The 15,897-nt window shown below is 70.3% G+C and carries 9 protein-coding genes and 2 pseudogenes; 5 read left to right on the top strand and 6 right to left on the bottom strand.

The genetic code is table 11. The features are described 5' to 3' along the window. Nucleotides 1-98 precede the first annotated feature (98 nt). Together OEIGOIKO_RS00295 and OEIGOIKO_RS00290 are read left to right on the top strand one after the other, a co-directional pair. A complete protein-coding gene (locus tag OEIGOIKO_RS00295) occupies nucleotides 99-7,040 on the top strand; it encodes a polymorphic toxin-type HINT domain-containing protein (protein WP_125050661.1) in 6,942 nt (2,313 codons plus the stop codon). Next, nucleotides 7,040-7,504: a DUF4304 domain-containing protein gene (locus OEIGOIKO_RS00290; protein ID WP_125050659.1), complete on the top strand. Its 465-nt coding sequence runs from the start codon at nucleotides 7,040-7,042 to the stop codon at nucleotides 7,502-7,504. The genes OEIGOIKO_RS00295 and OEIGOIKO_RS00290 overlap by 1 nt, the downstream gene beginning before the upstream one ends. Before the next feature lie 111 nt (nucleotides 7,505-7,615). On the opposite strand, the pseudogene OEIGOIKO_RS00285 reads toward OEIGOIKO_RS00290, so the two are convergent. From OEIGOIKO_RS00285 to OEIGOIKO_RS00270, 4 genes and pseudogenes are all read right to left on the bottom strand, one after another. Beyond that, a pseudogene (locus tag OEIGOIKO_RS00285) lies at nucleotides 7,616-8,098 on the bottom strand (tyrosine-type recombinase/integrase); the annotation flags it as partial. A gap of 235 nt (nucleotides 8,099-8,333) precedes the next feature. After that, nucleotides 8,334-9,102, bottom strand: a pseudogene (locus OEIGOIKO_RS00280) (replication initiator); the annotation flags it as partial. Nucleotides 9,103-9,288: 186 nt separating this feature from the next. Further along, complete coding sequence (locus tag OEIGOIKO_RS42415; protein ID WP_246177091.1) at nucleotides 9,289-9,504, bottom strand: hypothetical protein; 216 nt, start codon at nucleotides 9,502-9,504, stop codon at nucleotides 9,289-9,291. Between the two features lie 582 nt (nucleotides 9,505-10,086). Beyond that, nucleotides 10,087-11,034: a hypothetical protein gene (locus tag OEIGOIKO_RS00270; RefSeq protein WP_246177090.1), complete on the bottom strand. Its 948-nt coding sequence runs from the start codon at nucleotides 11,032-11,034 to the stop codon at nucleotides 10,087-10,089. A gap of 280 nt (nucleotides 11,035-11,314) precedes the next feature. Here OEIGOIKO_RS00270 and OEIGOIKO_RS00265 point away from each other — a divergent pair, with 280 nt between their 5' ends. The 3 genes from OEIGOIKO_RS00265 (at nucleotide 11,315) to OEIGOIKO_RS00255 (ending at nucleotide 14,229) form a co-directional block, all read left to right on the top strand. Then, nucleotides 11,315-11,578 (top strand): helix-turn-helix transcriptional regulator, encoded by a 264-nt coding sequence (locus OEIGOIKO_RS00265; RefSeq protein WP_125050655.1) that lies wholly within the window; start codon nucleotides 11,315-11,317, stop codon nucleotides 11,576-11,578. 169 nt (nucleotides 11,579-11,747) lie between these two features. Further along, nucleotides 11,748-12,605, top strand: a complete 858-nt coding sequence (locus OEIGOIKO_RS00260) for a DUF6083 domain-containing protein (RefSeq protein ID WP_125050653.1) — start codon at nucleotides 11,748-11,750, stop codon at nucleotides 12,603-12,605. Nucleotides 12,606-12,756: 151 nt separating this feature from the next. Continuing rightward, entirely contained in the window at nucleotides 12,757-14,229 is a 1,473-nt protein-coding gene (locus tag OEIGOIKO_RS00255; protein WP_125050651.1) for a UvrD-helicase domain-containing protein, read from the top strand. 273 nt (nucleotides 14,230-14,502) lie between these two features. On the opposite strand, the gene OEIGOIKO_RS00250 is transcribed toward OEIGOIKO_RS00255, so the two are convergent. Next, entirely contained in the window at nucleotides 14,503-14,871 is a 369-nt protein-coding gene (locus OEIGOIKO_RS00250) for a hypothetical protein (RefSeq protein ID WP_125050649.1), read from the bottom strand. A gap of 274 nt (nucleotides 14,872-15,145) precedes the next feature. Next, nucleotides 15,146-15,895 carry a hypothetical protein gene (locus OEIGOIKO_RS00245; protein ID WP_125050647.1) on the bottom strand — a complete coding sequence of 250 codons (750 nt, stop codon included), beginning with the start codon at nucleotides 15,893-15,895 and terminating at the stop codon, nucleotides 15,146-15,148. Nucleotides 15,896-15,897: the final 2 nt, after the last annotated feature.

Raw genomic sequence — 15,897 nt, 5'->3', positions numbered from 1 at the left:
CGCGCGCGGCCCGGCGCAGCACCCCCTCTTCCCCTGAAACCTCATGCCACCTGGCCCTCTGACGGGCCGCGGTGACACACCGAAGGGTTGGAACAGCGATGAACGGCAAGGCCAGAGCCCACAGCCCCCTGGCACTGCGACACCGCACCGCCGCGGCACGGCGCAAGATCGCCCTGGCGGCATCCGCGGTGATGGTCGGCGCCCTCCTGCAGGTCACCTCAGCTCCACCGGCCCCGGCCGCCGACACCGCCAACCGCCCCGGCCTGCCGGCCGCCGAAAAACCCGTCTCCGGCAAGGCCGTCAGCCTCGTCAAGCCGCGCACCCTGCAGCAGGGCCCCCGCACCCCGCACGAGGCACCCAAGGCGTCCTGGCCCCGCCCCGGCACGGCCACCATCGACCTGACCCAGCCCACCGCCCGCTCGGCAGCCCCCGCCAAGGCCGCGGGCCTACCGCTCAGCCTCACCCCGGCCCCGCAGCCCGGCGCTGGCAAAGCCACCGGCACCGCCGTCGCGGCCCGCACTGCAGCCCCCGCCGCCGTCACCGCCCAGGTCCTGGACCACCAGCGCGCCCAGCGCGCGGGCCTGGACGGCATGCTGTTCACCCTCACCCCCCAGCCCGCTCCGAAGACCGCGGCAGCCGCCTTCGGCAGCAACACCGCGGTCGGCGTCACCGTCAGCTACGCCGACTTCGCCGGGGCCTACGGCGGCGGCTACGCCTCCCGCCTGGGACTGCTGCAGCTGCCCGCCTGCGCCCTGACCACCCCCGACAAACCAGCGTGCCGCACCGCCACCCCGCTGCCCACGGCCAACGACACCGAACGGCACACCCTCACCGCCTCCGCCGTCGGCCTGCGCCAGGGCGCGCCGACCGTCCTGGTGGCCGCCGCCGCGGACAAGGGCGACAAGAGCGACTACAAGGCCACTTCGCTGTCCCCGTCGGCCACTTGGAACACCAACCTCAACACCGGCGACTTCACCTGGTCCTACCCCATGCCGGTGCCCGAGGTGCCCGGCGGCCTCAAGCCCACCGTCGGCCTGTCCTACGCCTCCGGCGCCCTCGACGGCCGCACCGGTGGCACCAACAACCAGGCCTCCTGGGCCGGTGACGGCTTCGAGATGTGGCCCGGCTTCATCGAGCGCCGCTACAAGCCCTGCGCCGACGACGACGTCAAGAACGCCGACGGCAAGAAGCCCGCCGACCTGTGCTGGGGCTACGACAACGCATTCCTGACGTTCAACGGCAAGGCCGGCGAACTCGTCCCCGCCGGGGACAACGCCTGGAAGCTCAAGGGCGACGACGGCACCCGCATCAAGAAGCTCACCTCCGCCGACCGCGCCAATGGCGACAACGACAACGAGTACTGGGAACTGACCGACTCCAAGGGCACCCGCTACTACTTCGGCTACCACCGGCTGCCCGGCTGGGCCGCGGGCAAGGAAACCACCGACTCCACCTGGACCGTCCCGGTCTTCGGCGACGACAGCGGCGAGCCCTGCCACGCTGCGGCCTTCAAGGACGCCTGGTGCCAGCAGGCCTGGCGCTGGAACCTCGACTACATCGTCGACACCCACAACAACGCCGTCTCCTACTTCTACGGCAAGGAGACCAACTCCTACGGCCGAAACCTCAAGGAAGACGACGACACCCCCTACACCCGCGGCGGCTACCTCAAGCGCACCGACTACGGCCAGCAGGCCGCCGACCTCTACGCCGCCAAGCCCCTGGCCCGGGTGAACTACACCAGCGCCGAGCGCTGCCTGCCCCAGGCCGGCGTCACCTGCGAGCCCGACACCATCGACGCCAAGGCCTTCTACTGGTACGACACCCCCTGGGACCTGAACTGCAAGGCCGCCGCCAAGTGCGACGACGGCCGCTCCAGCCCCACCTTCTGGACCCGCAAACGCCTGACCGCCGTCACCACCGAGGTCCTCAAGGACAACGCCTACGCCAAGGTCGACTCCTGGGCGCTCAGCCACCGCTGGGGCAGCGCGGACGTCGACTACCAGCTTCTGCTGGAGGCCATCGAGCACACCGGCCACAGCGCCGCCCCCGCCGTCACCCTGCCGAAGACCACCCTGGCCTACACCCAGCTCGCCAACCGCCTGGACAAGACCGGCGACGGCTACGCCCCCTTCATCAAGGCCCGCCTGTCCACCGTCGCCGACGAATCCGGCGGCCAGCTCGACGTCAACTACTCCGCCCCCGCCTGCAGCTTCGAGGACCTGCCCACCCCGCAGACCAACACCACCCGCTGCTATCCCCAGTACACCGGCGGCACCACCAGCGACGACCCGGACCGGCAGTGGTTCAACAAGTACCTGGTCACCTCCGTGACCGCCACCGACCGCACCGGCGGCGCCCCCGACCAGGTCACCCGCTACGAGTACCTGGGCGGTGCCGCCTGGCACTTCGACGATGACGACGGCCTGACCAAGGAGAAGTTCAAGACCTGGTCACAGTGGCGCGGCTACGGCCACGTCCGCGTCAAGACCGGCGGCCAGGGCGCCGACGGCATGAAGACCCAGGCCGACACCTACTTCCTGCGCGGCATGGACGGCGACCGCAAGGACACCGCAGGCGGCACCAAAACCGTCACCGTCGCCCTCGCCGACGGCGAAGGCGACGCCCTCACCGACCACCCCGCCACGGCCGGCTTCGCCTACAAGACCGCCACCTACTCCGGCCCCAGTCCCGGCGGCAAGGTCCTGACCAAGACCGTCAACCGCCCCTGGCACCACGAGACCGCCAAGAAGGTCCGCGACTGGGGCACCATCACCGCCAACCTCACCGGCACCGCCCACACCCGCACCTTCACCTCCCTCGACGACGGCAACGGAGCCAAGTGGCGCACCACCGCCCAGGCCACCACCTTCGAGACCGTCGCCGGGCGCGCCACCCAGCACGAGGACCTCGCCGACGAGACCACCGCCGCCGACGACCAGTGCACCCGCACCACCTACGCCACCAACACCGACAAGAACATCCTCACCACGCCCTCCCGCGTCGAGACCGTCGCCGTCACATGCGCCGCCACCCCCGACCGCACCAAGGACGTCCTGAGCGACCAGCGCACCGCCTACGACAGCACCCCCTACGGCACCGCCCCCGCCAAGGGCGACGCCACCGCCACCGCCACCCTCAAGAAACACGACGGCACCACCGCCACCTACCTCGAAGCCGCCGCCACCTTCGACACCTACGGCCGGCCCCTGACCAGCACCGACCTGAGCGCCGACCTCACCGCCCGCGGCGACGCCACCCCCGCGCGCACCCCGCGCACCGACGGCCGCACCACCACGACCACCTACACCCCCGCCACCGGCTTCCCGGCCACCACCACCCAGACCGGCCCGCCCGCCACCGACGGCGACGCCACCACCGCCCAGACCACCACCACCGAAACCGACCCGCTGCGCGGCCAGCCGACCGCCACCACCGACACCAACGGCAAACGCACCACCTTCACCTACGACGCCCTCGGCCGCGCCTATCAAATCTGGCTGCCCGACCGCCGCACCAACCTCCTGCCCACCTACCAGTTCAGCTACCGCATCGAAGAAGGCAAACCCGTCGCGGTCACCACCCGCACCCTCGACGAGGACGGCGGCAAACACCTGACCGCCTACACCCTCTTCGACGGCTTCCAGCACCCGCGCCAGATTCAGGCCCCCGGCCCCGACGGCGGCCGGCTGCTGAGCGACACCTTCTACGACGAACGCGGCCTGACCGCAAAGACCTTCGCCCCCTACTACACCACCGGCGCCCCCGCACCCACCCTCTTCGCCCCCGACAACGCCCTGAGCGTCGAAAGCCAGACCCGCCACACCTACGACGGCCTCGGCCGCGAGACCGAAGCCCGCCAGATCGCCGGCAACGGTGACGGCGGCACCGTCCTGGCCGTCACCCAGACTCGCTACGGCGGCGACCGCACCACCGTCATCCCGCCCCCGAGCGCCACTGCCACCACCACCCTGACCGACGCCCGCGGCCAGACCACCGAACTGCGCCAGCACCACACTCGCACCGCCAACGCTCCCTACGACACCACCCGCTACACCCGCACCCCCGCAGGACAGCTCGCCACCGTCACCGACCCGGCCGGCAACACCTGGACCTACACCTACGACCAGCTCGGCCGCCAGATCCGCACCACCGACCCCGACAAGGGCACCACCACCGCCACCTTCGACGACCGCGGCCGGCAGACCACCACCACCGACGCCCGCGGCACCACCCTGGCCAGCGTCTACGACAACGTCGGCCGCAAGATTGCCCTGCGCGAGAAGAGCGCCGACGGCCCCCTGCGCGCCAAGTGGGTCTACGACACCCTGCCCGGCGCCAAGGGCCAGCTCACCGAGGCCACCCGCTACGTCAACGGCCAGCCCTACACCCGCAAGGTCACCCAGTACGACCCCCTCTACCGCATCCAGCGCGTCGCCACCGTCATCCCGCCCGCCGAAGGGGCCCTGGCCGGTACCTACACCGACACCACCGCCTACCGCGCCGGCGGCCTGGTCGGCAGCCGCGGCTACTCCGCGGCCGGCTCCCTGCCCGGCGGCGGCTGGAGCTACACCTACCAGGACCAGACCCTGCGCCCCGTCGCCGTCTACGACGGCCGCGGCGTCCGCGCCGACGTCACCTACTCCCTGACCGGCAAGGCCCTGCAGTACCAGCTCGGCGGCACCAAAGAGAGCTACGGCATCAAGAAGACCTGGGCCACCAACACCTACGAATGGGGCACCCAGCGCCTTGCCACCGCCCGCGTCGACCGCCAGGACCAGCCCGGCGTCGACCGGTACGCCACCTACGGCTATGACCCGGCCGGCAACGTCACCGCCATCTCGGATGTCTCGCGCACCGGCACCGACACCCAGTGCTTCGCCTACGACCACCTGCGCCGCCTGAGCCAGGCCTGGGCCCAGGGCGACAAGACCTGCGCGGCGGTCCCGGCCGCGAACCTGCTCGGCGGGCCGGCCCCGTACTGGCAGAGCTACACCTACGACAAGGCGGGCAACCGCCTCACCGAAACCCAGCACGACCTCGCCGGCGACGCGGCCCAGGACACCACCAGGACGTACGCCTACCCCGGCCCCGGCAAGCCCCAGTCCCACACCCTGTCCTCCGTCACCACCACCGGCCCCACCGGAACCGCCAAGGACACCTACGGCTACGACCCGGCCGGCAACACCACCAGCCGCATCCTCAGCGGCGACGAACAGAGCCTGGCCTGGGACACCGAAGGCCACCTGGAACAAGTCACCCAGCCCGCCAAGGACGGCGGCGCCAAGGAAACCACCACCTACCTCTACGACGCCGACGGCACCCGCCTGATCGCCCGCACCCCCGCCAAAACCACCCTCTACCTCGGCACCACCGAACTGACCCTGCGCAAGGACGCCGCCAAGGCCGAGGCCACCCGCTACATCCCGCTCGGCGGCGGCCACCAGGCCGTCCTGGCCGACGACGGCACCTACACCGTCACCCTCGCCGACCACCAGGACACCGGCCAACTCGCCGTCGGAACCGCCGACCTGACCGTGCAGCAGCGCCGCACCACCCCCTTCGGCAGCCCCCGCGGCACCGCCCCGAAGTCCTGGCCCGGCACCAGGGGCTTCGTCGGTGGCACCGACGACACCGGTGACACCGGCCTGGTCCACCTCGGCGCCCGCGAGTACGACCCCGCCACCGGCCGCTTCCTCTCCGTCGACCCGGTCATGGATCTGGCCGACCCCCAGCAGATCAACGGCTACACCTACGGCAACAACAACCCCGCCACCTTCCCCGACCCCACCGGCCTCATGCCCGGCGGCTGCGAGATCCCCGGCAACTGCTACGGGTACACCCCCGGCGGCCACGGCTGCCCGCACGGCTGCGGCACCACCGAAAACGTCGAATGGGGGAGGGCGCAATCCGATAGCAGTTGGAGGTATACCGGCGGCGGTTCCTCGAAGTCGCGTTCCTACCGCATCGGCAATACGGGGATGAGCTACCCCATCTCCAAGGGTGAGGAAGTTCCCCATCGTTTCTTTGAGGAGCTCGAAGCTCCGATGCGGGAGCGGGAGAGGCAGGACTCGTGGATGGTGGGGGGTACTCCTGACTATGTCATCGCCGGGGTGGCTGTGGCGGTGTGCCACACAACGAAAAACTGCACCGACAAGGCCAGGAACTACTTTTACGACATCTTCATCACTCAAGTGATGAAGTTCGTCGGGACCGATCATGCGGGAGCCGGCCCGATGCCCGTAGCGAAGTCGGTGAGGGCTGCGGCGAAGGCAGGAAGATCCGGCCCCTGCCACAGTTTCCTGGGCGACACCGATGTGCTGCTCGCCAACGGCAAAACCAAGCACATCAAGGACATCGAGCCGGGCGATGAGGTCAGAGTGACCGACCCTGTCACCGGCGAAACCAAAACCCGCCCGATCGTCGCTGTAATCCGCACAGAAGACGACAAGGAATTCGCCGAGATCGAGGTGAAGGGGGATGGTGGCAAGGGAGTCGTAACCGCCACGGACAACCACCCCTTCTGGGTTCCTGAGAAGGAAAAATGGGTGGAGGCCGGGGACCTGCACCCTGGTGCGTGGCTGCTGTCCTCCGCGGGGGGTGCGGCTGAGGTCTCCGCGGTTCGCCATTACGAGAAGCAGCAGCGTACGTACGACCTGACGGTCCAGGGCGTACACACGTACTATGTGCTGGCGGGGGCCACGCCGGTCCTGGTTCACAACAGCAACTGCGGCGTCGCCCGTAACGAGAAGGGGCAGTTCACATCAGGGGAGAATGCGGACGCGGCCCGTGGGCGCCAGACACACTTGAACTACAGGAATGCTCTGGGGGCTGGGTACGACTTCGAAGTTACGCTTCCGAGCGGGCTCCGGCCCGATGCGGTCGACTGGAAGAACCGTGTCGTGCGCGAGTTGAAGTCGGACGCGAAGAGCAGCCAGGCGACGGGGCAGCGACAGTTGCAGAAGTACGTCGCCGAGTTGGAGGATGTGACCGGTCAGAGCTGGACTGGCCATCTCGACACGTATAAGAGGTTCGGCTGATGTTTAACTCGATTCTCCTGAAGGCTCTCAATGAGGTCTTCAAGCCGCTGGGATTTCGAAAGAAGTCGGCAAACTGGTACAGAGTGTCTGGCGATCTCTACTGTGTAGTTGGCGTCCAGGAGTCCCGCTGGGACGAGTCGTGCTACGTGAATGTCGGATTCGCTCCGGCGGTCAATGCCAAGGCGGGATGGCTCCCGGAGTCGAAATGTCTCGTCAGGTTCAGGGTGGACGCAATCACCTCTATTTCTCGCGAAGGCCTCGACCTCCTATCTGGACAAGCAGCGGAGACGAGTGGACAGGATGACCTTCGAGTGGACCTCGTTGAAAAGATTGCAACTCCAGTGGCGCAGGCAGTCAATCCGATTGAGAGTATTGAGGATTTGAAGTCGCTGCTGAAAACGAGCGTTAGCGATCAGGTGTTCATTCATCGCGAAATTAGGGTCGAATTGCTTGAAGAGGGGTGACGTAACGTCCTTGATTCCGAGCTGAAAGGTTCACTTCCGTGAATTCCGGCTTTTCGGAGTGCCGGTTTTGTCGGGATTGATCAGCGCCGCCGTTGCCGTGCGTGGTCAGGGGGTGAGGGGTTCGAAGTGTCGGGGCCGTGGGGTGCTGGTGCGGACGTTGCGGGCGACGTTGCGCGGGAACTGCTCTTCGCGGATGGCGTGCTCCAGGGCGGATTTGAGGACGGAGTGGATGTAGGTGAGCGTCAGCGGGGAGAGCAGCTTGTGGCAGCACTGGCCGATTGCGCAGCAGCGGGGCTGGTCGCGCCGGGCGTCGATGCGGCGAGTGCAGCACTGGCAGGTGGTGCGGAGCTGGTTGAGCCAGGTGCGAACATCTTTGGCCGTGAGCTTGGTGAGCTTCTTCTTGCCCAGGCCGGGGATGAGGTACCGGTTGACGCAGGCGGTGTAGCGGGTGTGAGTGTTCTCGCGGAGGTGGTGGACGGCGACGGTCCCCAGCCAGTACGTCAGTTACCCGGCCACGCTGCACTGCGCGGAGGGGATGGGGAGGCTACGGTTGCTGGCGACGATCTTCTCGGCGAGCTTGGCCAGGGCAGGGGGCGGGACTGTCCGGCCCCGTTGCACGCGGTGCAGGGGAGCGGAGTTCCGTGGGGTAGGAGGGCGGCGCCGCGTCCCTGGCAGGGGCGGCAGAACAGGGCGCGGTCGAGGGTGTCGGAGGCGTAGGCGTACTTCGCCACGTAGGCGGCCACGGCCTGATCAGCGAATTCGGCGTCCGCGCCAAGGCGGCGATCTCGCGTACGTCGAGCTGTTCGCCCCAGGAGAGTTCGCGTTCCCCGACCGCATCCGACTCCACCGTGACGCGGACCCGTGCAGCGGCGGCGCGTACGGCGTCGGTGAGCACGGCGACTGTGGCGTACGGCGGCGGGGGTTGGCTGGTGCCGTCCGGGCCGTCGAGGCGGATGACGGCGTGGAAGTGGACCAGGCCGCGCTGCTGGTACTCGGCGACCTTGGCGAAGGAGACCCGCAGGACCGTGTGGGCGGCCTTCTGAGTCATGCCGAGCTGGGCGGCGATCTCGCGGCGCAGGTATGTGGTGAAGCGGGCCCACAAGGCTCCGGTGTGGGCGTTGAAAAGAACCGCGCCCGCGTAGTCGTACGTTGCCGGGTTCAGCGGCGTCCCGAGCAGGATTTCCGTGGGTTCGTGGAGCTTGCGGCAGCGGCAGGGGCGGATGTCGCTGCCGGGCGTGGTGGGGCGGTTATGGACGGGGCCGAAGGACGGCGGGGTGAGAGTGACGAAGACGCGGGGGTGTGCGCGGACGGTGTCGGGGACGGTCTTGCCGCCGGAGAGGCCGGCACGGATGAGGTGGTAGGTGTCGACGGCGTAGAGGCGGGAGCAGGCCGGGCAGCGGGAGGCGCGTCGCGGTGAGCAGGCTGCCGGTGGGCTCGGCGGAGGAGGTGTAGGCGCGCAGGACCTCACCGGTCGTGGTGTCGACGGTGGCGGTGCGGTTGGTCAGGCGGACGGGTTCGGTGCAGCCGCTGAGGCGTTCGCTCTGCTGCTGTGCGTATTCGGAGTCGGGGTGGTTGACGAGGTGGAGCAGGTCCCGCACGGCGGGGCCACGTGGCGCAGGTTCAGGGTGACCATTCGGGGCGTTCCCTTCTGTCGGGGCGGGGCCCCGAGCAGCAACCGGCCGTGGCTGTAGGCGTGTTGGTGCTGCTCGGGGCGTGACGAACCAGGCCCATCGGGCGGGCGTGGCTTTCGAGGGAGGGGTGTTCCGGCCGGTGGCCGGGGTGGCTCAGAGCTGAGCGAGGGCGGCGGTGGCCACCGGCAGGGCGACGCCCATGCGGGTTGCGAGCTGGGCGGAGGTGACCGGTGTTCCGTGCTCGGCGTGGTGGGTGTCCGCGATGCGCCGGGCCGCACTCAGCAGGGCTGCGGGCAGGGCCGGGTGGGAGCCGGTGGCAGGAGCCTTGGTGATGGCCGGGGTGGGGGCGGAGTCGGGCACCTCGATCACAGTGGGCACTTCGGCCGGGGCGGCGCAGGTGCCGCGGCGGGGGCCGGGGCCGCCGTCTCGGGAGCAGACACCGGAGTGGACACCGGCTCAGCGATGGGCGCTGGGGCAGATGTGGTGGCGTCCTCCAGGTGTGCGGTGGTGGGTGTGCGGTGGTGTGGAAGTGGGCGAGGAAGGTGGGGCCGTCGTGACCCCAGCCCAGGAGCAGGAGCGGGGCGACGGTATCCAGGCAGGCCCGTCCGGGTGGGGTCGATGTGTGCCCAGTCGAGCAGGAGGAGCGGGGCGACGATGCCCTGGCCAGATGCGTCTGTAGCGTCTGGCCAGCAGCGGTTCGGCTGTGTTCAGGGTCAGGGGAGGAGCTCGCGCAGGTGCAGCAGCCGGATACTGGCCCGCAACACCGCCTGAGACAGGGCGTGCAGGGGCAGGATTCGCAGCGCGATCAAGAGGACGATGACAGGCGGGTCCACTACGGGGGCGATCGGACGGGGAACATCAAGGCGCAGGGCGAGCGCTTAGATGTTGCCGAAGGCGAAGATGAAGTCCAGAACTGCGATGTCCGCCATGGTCACGATCACGGTCCGGCAGTCAGATGCCGGGCGGTGTCAGGTGGCGGGTCCAAGCGGTGAAGAGGGGCAAGTACCACCGCAGGCTTTCGTTGCGGACATCGTGGTGCCAAGAGTCAAGGACGCGTGTGAGGATCAGGCGGTCGAGCAGGTCTTCCACCTGTGTGAGGGGAAGCCCGATGAGCCGGGTGAGTTGTTCGGTCTCGGCGCTGCCGGTACGCAGGGCGGTGTGGGCAGCGAGGGCCAGCGCGGCCAGATGGACGGCCGGCGGCATCCCGTGGGCAATGGTCAAAGGTGCGGGGTGCAGGGCCCAGTGAGCGGCACGTGCTCGGTCGCTGCGGGTGGGGGCCTGAGCGAGGACGGCAGAGTCCAGTAGTTGCGCCGTCATGCCGGGGCGATTGTGCTCCGCGCTCGCCATGGGGCGCAGCCAGCCGGCGTGGGTGAGTTCGTGCCAGGGCACGGCGTTGCCGCCCAGACGCATCCCGCGCAGAAGCCCGCTGGGCAGACGGGCACGCCCGTGGCGATCGGCGCGCAGGGCGCATTGCAGGGCGAGCAGCCGGGCGGTGGGGGAGCAGAAGCGGGGGAGGGCGGCGGCGAGGTAGGTGAGCATTTGCCTGACGCGCTCCCGCTCACCCGGCCCTGGACGGTCTGGGGCCGGTCGGCGGGGCGCGGTGGGGGCGACCGGGTGGGCGAGCAGGGTGTCGGGTACCGCGGCGGCCTGGGGGGTTACCGCCGCGCAGGCGGCGCAGGTATCGGCCAGTCGCCACCGGCGTCCGCCGCAGTCTCGCGCGAGGACGAGCAGGACGGGGCCGGTGCAGCCGCGGTGCGGGGGGTGCCAGCGACAGCCGCGCGTCTGGCACTGGCAGGTGCGCAGGTGCAGTGGCAGGGCGTCTTCGCGGGCGTGCTGGGCCAGATGGTGCAGGGCTGCCGAACGTGCCGATTCGGCCAGCAGCGGGCGGGTGCGAGGCATGCAGGAGGGGCAGTCGAGTACCGGGCCGCTCGGCTGTGGGCGTAGCTCCACGGTCCAGGTGCGCCGCACCGCAGTGTGCGTGGGGGAGCGCCTCACGGGTCCGCTTCCTTCCTGGTCCATACCGCTCATGGCTTTCGTCCCGGCCGGTCGCGGACGGGGGTCGGCCGCACCGTAGTGCAGACCTCTGCCCTCCCGCTGGGTCGCCTCCGGCGCCCCACCTGCGCAAATAGGGCAGAGGTCTGCACTGACAGGGCAGGGGTCTGCCCCTTCGGATGGTGGGGTGACGATCTTCCCGCCCGACCCGAACCTCACCGCGCTGCGCCTGGAGCTTGCGCGGCTGAGGGCCGAGCGGCGCTGGACGTACGACGAACTCGCCGCCCGCAGCGGCCTGGCCCGCCGCACCCTCATCGAAATCGAGCAGGGCCGCACCATCGGCACCCTCAAGACCTGGCACGCCCTCGCCCACGCCCTGGGCACCCCGCTCGACCGACTCTTCGCCGCCCTGTGTGACGGCCACGAGCCTCCCACCGGCAGTCCTGGCTAACTGGCCGGCGGCGCCGCGCACTCTCCCTGGCAACATCACTCGAACCGGCGACCGGCGGGGAACGCCAGACCGACGCCTCGCACGCATGTCCTGCCGGCTGCCGCCGTCCGGGGGACCTGCCTGGCCATGATGAGCCGCCCGGGGCGTGTCGCCTGCGACCTTCGCCGCCATGCGCTCTTCACCGCCCGCCGGCCGCCATTGGGACGGCAGCCCCCGCCACACAGCCCGCCCCCGGCGCTGGCTGCGCGTGGCCGCCGACAGCCCCAGCCGGCTGCTGCGCAGCGCCCAGTGCGACCGGTGCCGCCACTGCGGTAATCCCATCGAGTGGTGCTACCTCACCGACGGCAGCCCGGTCCCGCTGCACCCTGCTGAACTGCCCTGCGCCGTCGTCCCCGCCGACGAGCGCTGGCACCTGAGCTCCGGCATCGCCCACCCCGCCGACGACGGAAGCGCCTGGTGCCGCATCACCCACCAGAGCCTGTGCCCCGCCCGCACCGCCCCGCCCGACCCCACACCCCAACTACGCGCCCTCCGGCGCCGCCTGGCGCTGCGCACCCGCCGCCTCAAGGACGCCGGAGCCCTTCCGCCGCCGCCCGCCGAGCCCGCACCGCCGACCGTCCCCTGCCGGCCGGCTCGGCCCGTCGTGCGCCTGCTGTACGTGCGCTACCTCGCCCCGTGCCCCGTCGAGGACCTGCGGTGCGTGGCCCAGACCCGCACCCGCCACCGCTGCACCCGCGCCCTCCTGGCCCCGGACGCCCCGCCGGGCACCTGGGCCCTGCTGCCCGCCGCCCCGGCCACCGGCCAGCTGCCCCTGCCCGACACCCTCATGGCCGTCTACGACCTGACCGGCCTGCCGTACGGCGAGCAGCTGCGCTGGCGCGCGCAGCGCTGCCCCGTCCACGCCGCCGCCCCGGCCGCCGCCGACACCGCCTGCGCACAGTGGGAGCCCTTCGACCCGCTCCTGCACCACCAGCACATCCACCCACGCCTGCCCACCACCGCCCGCCACCACCGCGCGCGGCCGTAACACCGAGTGCATCACCTCAGCGCCCGTCTCCTCCGCGTCCGAAAGCGTCCTCGCTCGCGCCGACTCCGCCATCTGCGGACCGCCACGTCCTCCAGCGGCCTGCGACGCGTTACCGGACCGCCAGGCGCCCCTCACCACCGGAGCCCCGACCATGAAGCCCACCGACGAACAGGCCGCCGCGGCGGACCGCTTCCACGCCGGCGACCACCTGGCCCTGCAGGCCGGCGCCGGCACCGGCAAGACCACCACCCTCGCCCTCCTTGCCCACGGCACCCGGCGCCGCGGCCGCTACCTCGCCTACAACCGCGCCATCGCCCACGACGCCGCCACCCGCTTCCCCGCCACCGTCACCTGCAAAACCGCCCACGCCCTGGCCTTCGCCGCCACCGGCCACCGCTACGCCGGCCGCCTGAACGCACCCCGCCGCCCCGCCTGGCACACCGCTCAGGACCTCGGCCTGACCAAGGTGCTGCAGTTCGGCGAACGCCTGCTGACGCCCAAGACCCTCTCCTACACCGTCCTGCGCACCGTGACCCGCTTCTGCCACTCCGCCGACCCCGCCCTCACCCCTGACCACGTCCCCCCGCTGCGCGGCCTCGAAGATCCGGCGCTGCACGCCGAACTCGCCCACTACCTCGCCCCGTACGCCCACAAGGCATGGACCGACCTGCAGCGCCCCGACAACGGCATCGTCCGCTTCGACCACGACCACTACCTGAAGATCTGGGCCCTGACCCGCCCCCGCCTGGACGCCGACTTCCTCCTGCTGGACGAGGCCCAGGACACCAACCCCGTCGTCGAACAGGTCTTCACCGCCCAGCGGGACCACGCCCAGCTGGTCATGGTCGGCGACTCCGCCCAGGCCATCTACCACTGGCGCGGCGCCAAAGACGTCATGACCGGCTTCGACGGCACCGCCCTGGCCCTGTCCCGCTCCTTCCGCTTCGGCCCCCACCTGGCCCGCGAGGCCAACCGCTGGCTCAGCCTTGCCGACGCCCCCCTGCGCCTGACCGGCAGCGACACGGTGCCCACCGCGATCGGCACCGCAGACGGGGCGGACGCTGTACTGTGCCGCACCAACGTCGGCGCCCTGGGCGAGGTCCTGCAGCAGCTCGCGCTCGGCCACCGCGTGGCCCTGGCCGGGGGAGGGGAGAGCCTGCGGACCCTGGCCCTGGCCGCCCGCGACCTCAAAGAAGGCCGCCGCACCCACCACCCGGAACTGGTGCTGTTCACCTGCTGGGGCGAACTGCAGGACTACGCCGCCCACGACCCGGCCGGCCGCGACCTGCAACCGCTGGTCGACCTGGTCGATGCCCACGGCACCGACGCCATCCTCACCGCCGTCCACCAGCTCGTGCCCGAAGACCAGGCCGAGGTGACCATCTCGACCGCCCACAAGGCCAAGGGCCGCGAATGGCCCGCCGTCCGCATCGCCGAGGACTTCCAGCCACCGCGCGACACCGGCGAGCAGGACGAGCACGGCCGCCCCGTACCCCCGCCGATCGACGCAGCCGACGCCCGCCTCGCCTACGTCGCCGTCACCCGCGCCCGCCGCCACCTCGACCTCGGCGGCCTGTCCTGGATCCACCACCACCCCCAAGGCCAAGCCCACGCCGCCCCCTGACCGGGTAGGGGTCCTCGCTGCCCCGGAGCCGCCGCACTTCGCCAGCAGGCTTTTGCGCGCCTCGGCAGCCTGCATTCAGCACGCCGCCTGTCGGTGGTGACAGCGCGCACAGTCGTCTTCGCTGTCTGCTCACCTCTTCCGGGGCGCAGTGCCGTTTGCGGTACACCGCAGCGGTGCCCGGGGCGAGGACGGGCGGCCGCAGTGCGGCGAGTCGACCGGATCCGCAGTCAGGCTTGTAAGAAACAGTGAGGCGGGACTGGTTGCGCTGCGCCTCTAAGGCTGGCCGTGAGGGTCCTGTTCCTGTACCCACGGAAGAGCTTCCTTCCACCCGGGGACGCCGAAGGCCCAGGAGGTGAGGACGCGAGCCGCGATGTCGTGTCCGGCCATCTCGAACGGCCCCGGTACGCGGGCCTGGAAGCGCTGTTCGGATCCGCCGTCCCGGTATTCCAGATGGCAGCTCCAGTCGTCATTGAGGCGGACCTGCATGTAATGCTGGCCGGACGGCTCGGTGGTAAGGCGTTCCACGGTCAGGTAGCGGTGGCGCAGATTCATCTCGCTCAGCAGGTCGAACAGGGTCTCCTCGGTGGGGTTGTCGAAGGTCTGACCGCTCCATGTGCGGGCTCGCAGCGCCGGTGTCACCATCTCGCCGACTCTAATGAGCTCAGGGCGGGGCTGTGCCCTTCCGGCTGGTACGGCAGCCAGCCTCCAGCCGGTTCGCCGCCTCGGCAGCCCCGCCCGGCGTTGCCTGCCCACTCGGCCGCGAGTGACTTCGTCTGGTTTTGCCCCGGCCGGGCGCGGCTAACCGGCTGGAGGCCGGCTGCCGTTACTCGGTGAACAGCGTCGGGGCGCTGCCCGGCGTCGGGGTTTCCTGCGGGTGCGAGTCGTGATCTCTCCGGGACAGTGCACGGCCGGAGTGCTATGCCGGTGATGGGCTACCGGCCACGGTTTTCTCGGCGAAGGCGAGGAGGCCATCGGAGTCGGCCGGTCGGTCGGGCACCGACGGGCCCTGGAGGCGCAGGCCGTCGTCCCAGCGGGCCTGCCAGATGTCGCCGTGGCGGTTCTCCCATTCCACAAAGCTTCCGGGGGCGTGCTGCAGGAGTTCCAGTTCTTGCAGCAGGACGGGGAGTGTGGCGAGCCCGCGCTCCGGTCCGGTGCTTCGGCTTTTGGTCCGTGTGTTGTCGTAGCGCATTTTGAGGAACGGGACCGGTTCACGGCCGAGGGCCGTCGGCCGCAGCATCTTGCGGACCCGCGTCCGGGCCTCGTCCTCGCTCTCGGACCCCGAGAATTCCGTGCGGTAGCCGGGGAAAACGGCGTAGGCGACGGAATGGAGATCCGGATGTTCCCTGGCCAGGTACCCGTGCACGCCTGGAGGGACGGATGCCAGGGTGTCGAATCCGTAGCCGGGGTGGCTGAAGCCTGTGATGGGCACCATGAAACGGCCGGGGGCGGTCGCCTCGCGGGAGTGCTCGCGGGCGAATCGCAGCATTGCGCGCACCAGGTCCTGGTCGCAGGCGTCCATCACATTGACCTGGAACAGATGCTTGCCGTCCTCGGTCAGTGCCGCAAAGAAGTTGAAACGGGGATTCGGTGACCAGTGCCAAGCTTCCGGCACTCCGTCCAAAGGTGCAGCTCCGGGGAGGCCGGAAATTTTTGCTGTCAGGTCCATCT

Origin of the sequence: Streptomyces paromomycinus, assembly GCF_003865155.1 — a bacterium.
GTDB lineage: Bacteria > Actinomycetota > Actinomycetes > Streptomycetales > Streptomycetaceae > Streptomyces > Streptomyces chrestomyceticus.
Note: the sequence above shows the minus strand (reverse complement) of the source record. Positions and strands in the feature narration are given on the sequence as shown.

Bases quoted from the DNA above. Each gene is read 5' to 3' on its own strand.
- OEIGOIKO_RS00270 (WP_246177090.1), bottom strand. From the start codon at position 11,034: ATGCCTCGCACCCGCCCGCTGCTGGCCGAATCGGCACGTTCGGCAGCC.
- OEIGOIKO_RS00245 (WP_125050647.1), bottom strand. From the start codon at position 15,895: ATGGACCTGACAGCAAAAATTTCCGGCCTCCCCGGAGCTGCACCTTTG.
- OEIGOIKO_RS00295 (WP_125050661.1), top strand. From the start codon at position 99: ATGAACGGCAAGGCCAGAGCCCACAGCCCCCTGGCACTGCGACACCGC.
- OEIGOIKO_RS00290 (WP_125050659.1), top strand. From the start codon at position 7,040: ATGTTTAACTCGATTCTCCTGAAGGCTCTCAATGAGGTCTTCAAGCCG.
- OEIGOIKO_RS00250 (WP_125050649.1), bottom strand. From the start codon at position 14,871: ATGGTGACACCGGCGCTGCGAGCCCGCACATGGAGCGGTCAGACCTTC.
- OEIGOIKO_RS00260 (WP_125050653.1), top strand. From the start codon at position 11,748: ATGCGCTCTTCACCGCCCGCCGGCCGCCATTGGGACGGCAGCCCCCGC.
- OEIGOIKO_RS00255 (WP_125050651.1), top strand. From the start codon at position 12,757: ATGAAGCCCACCGACGAACAGGCCGCCGCGGCGGACCGCTTCCACGCC.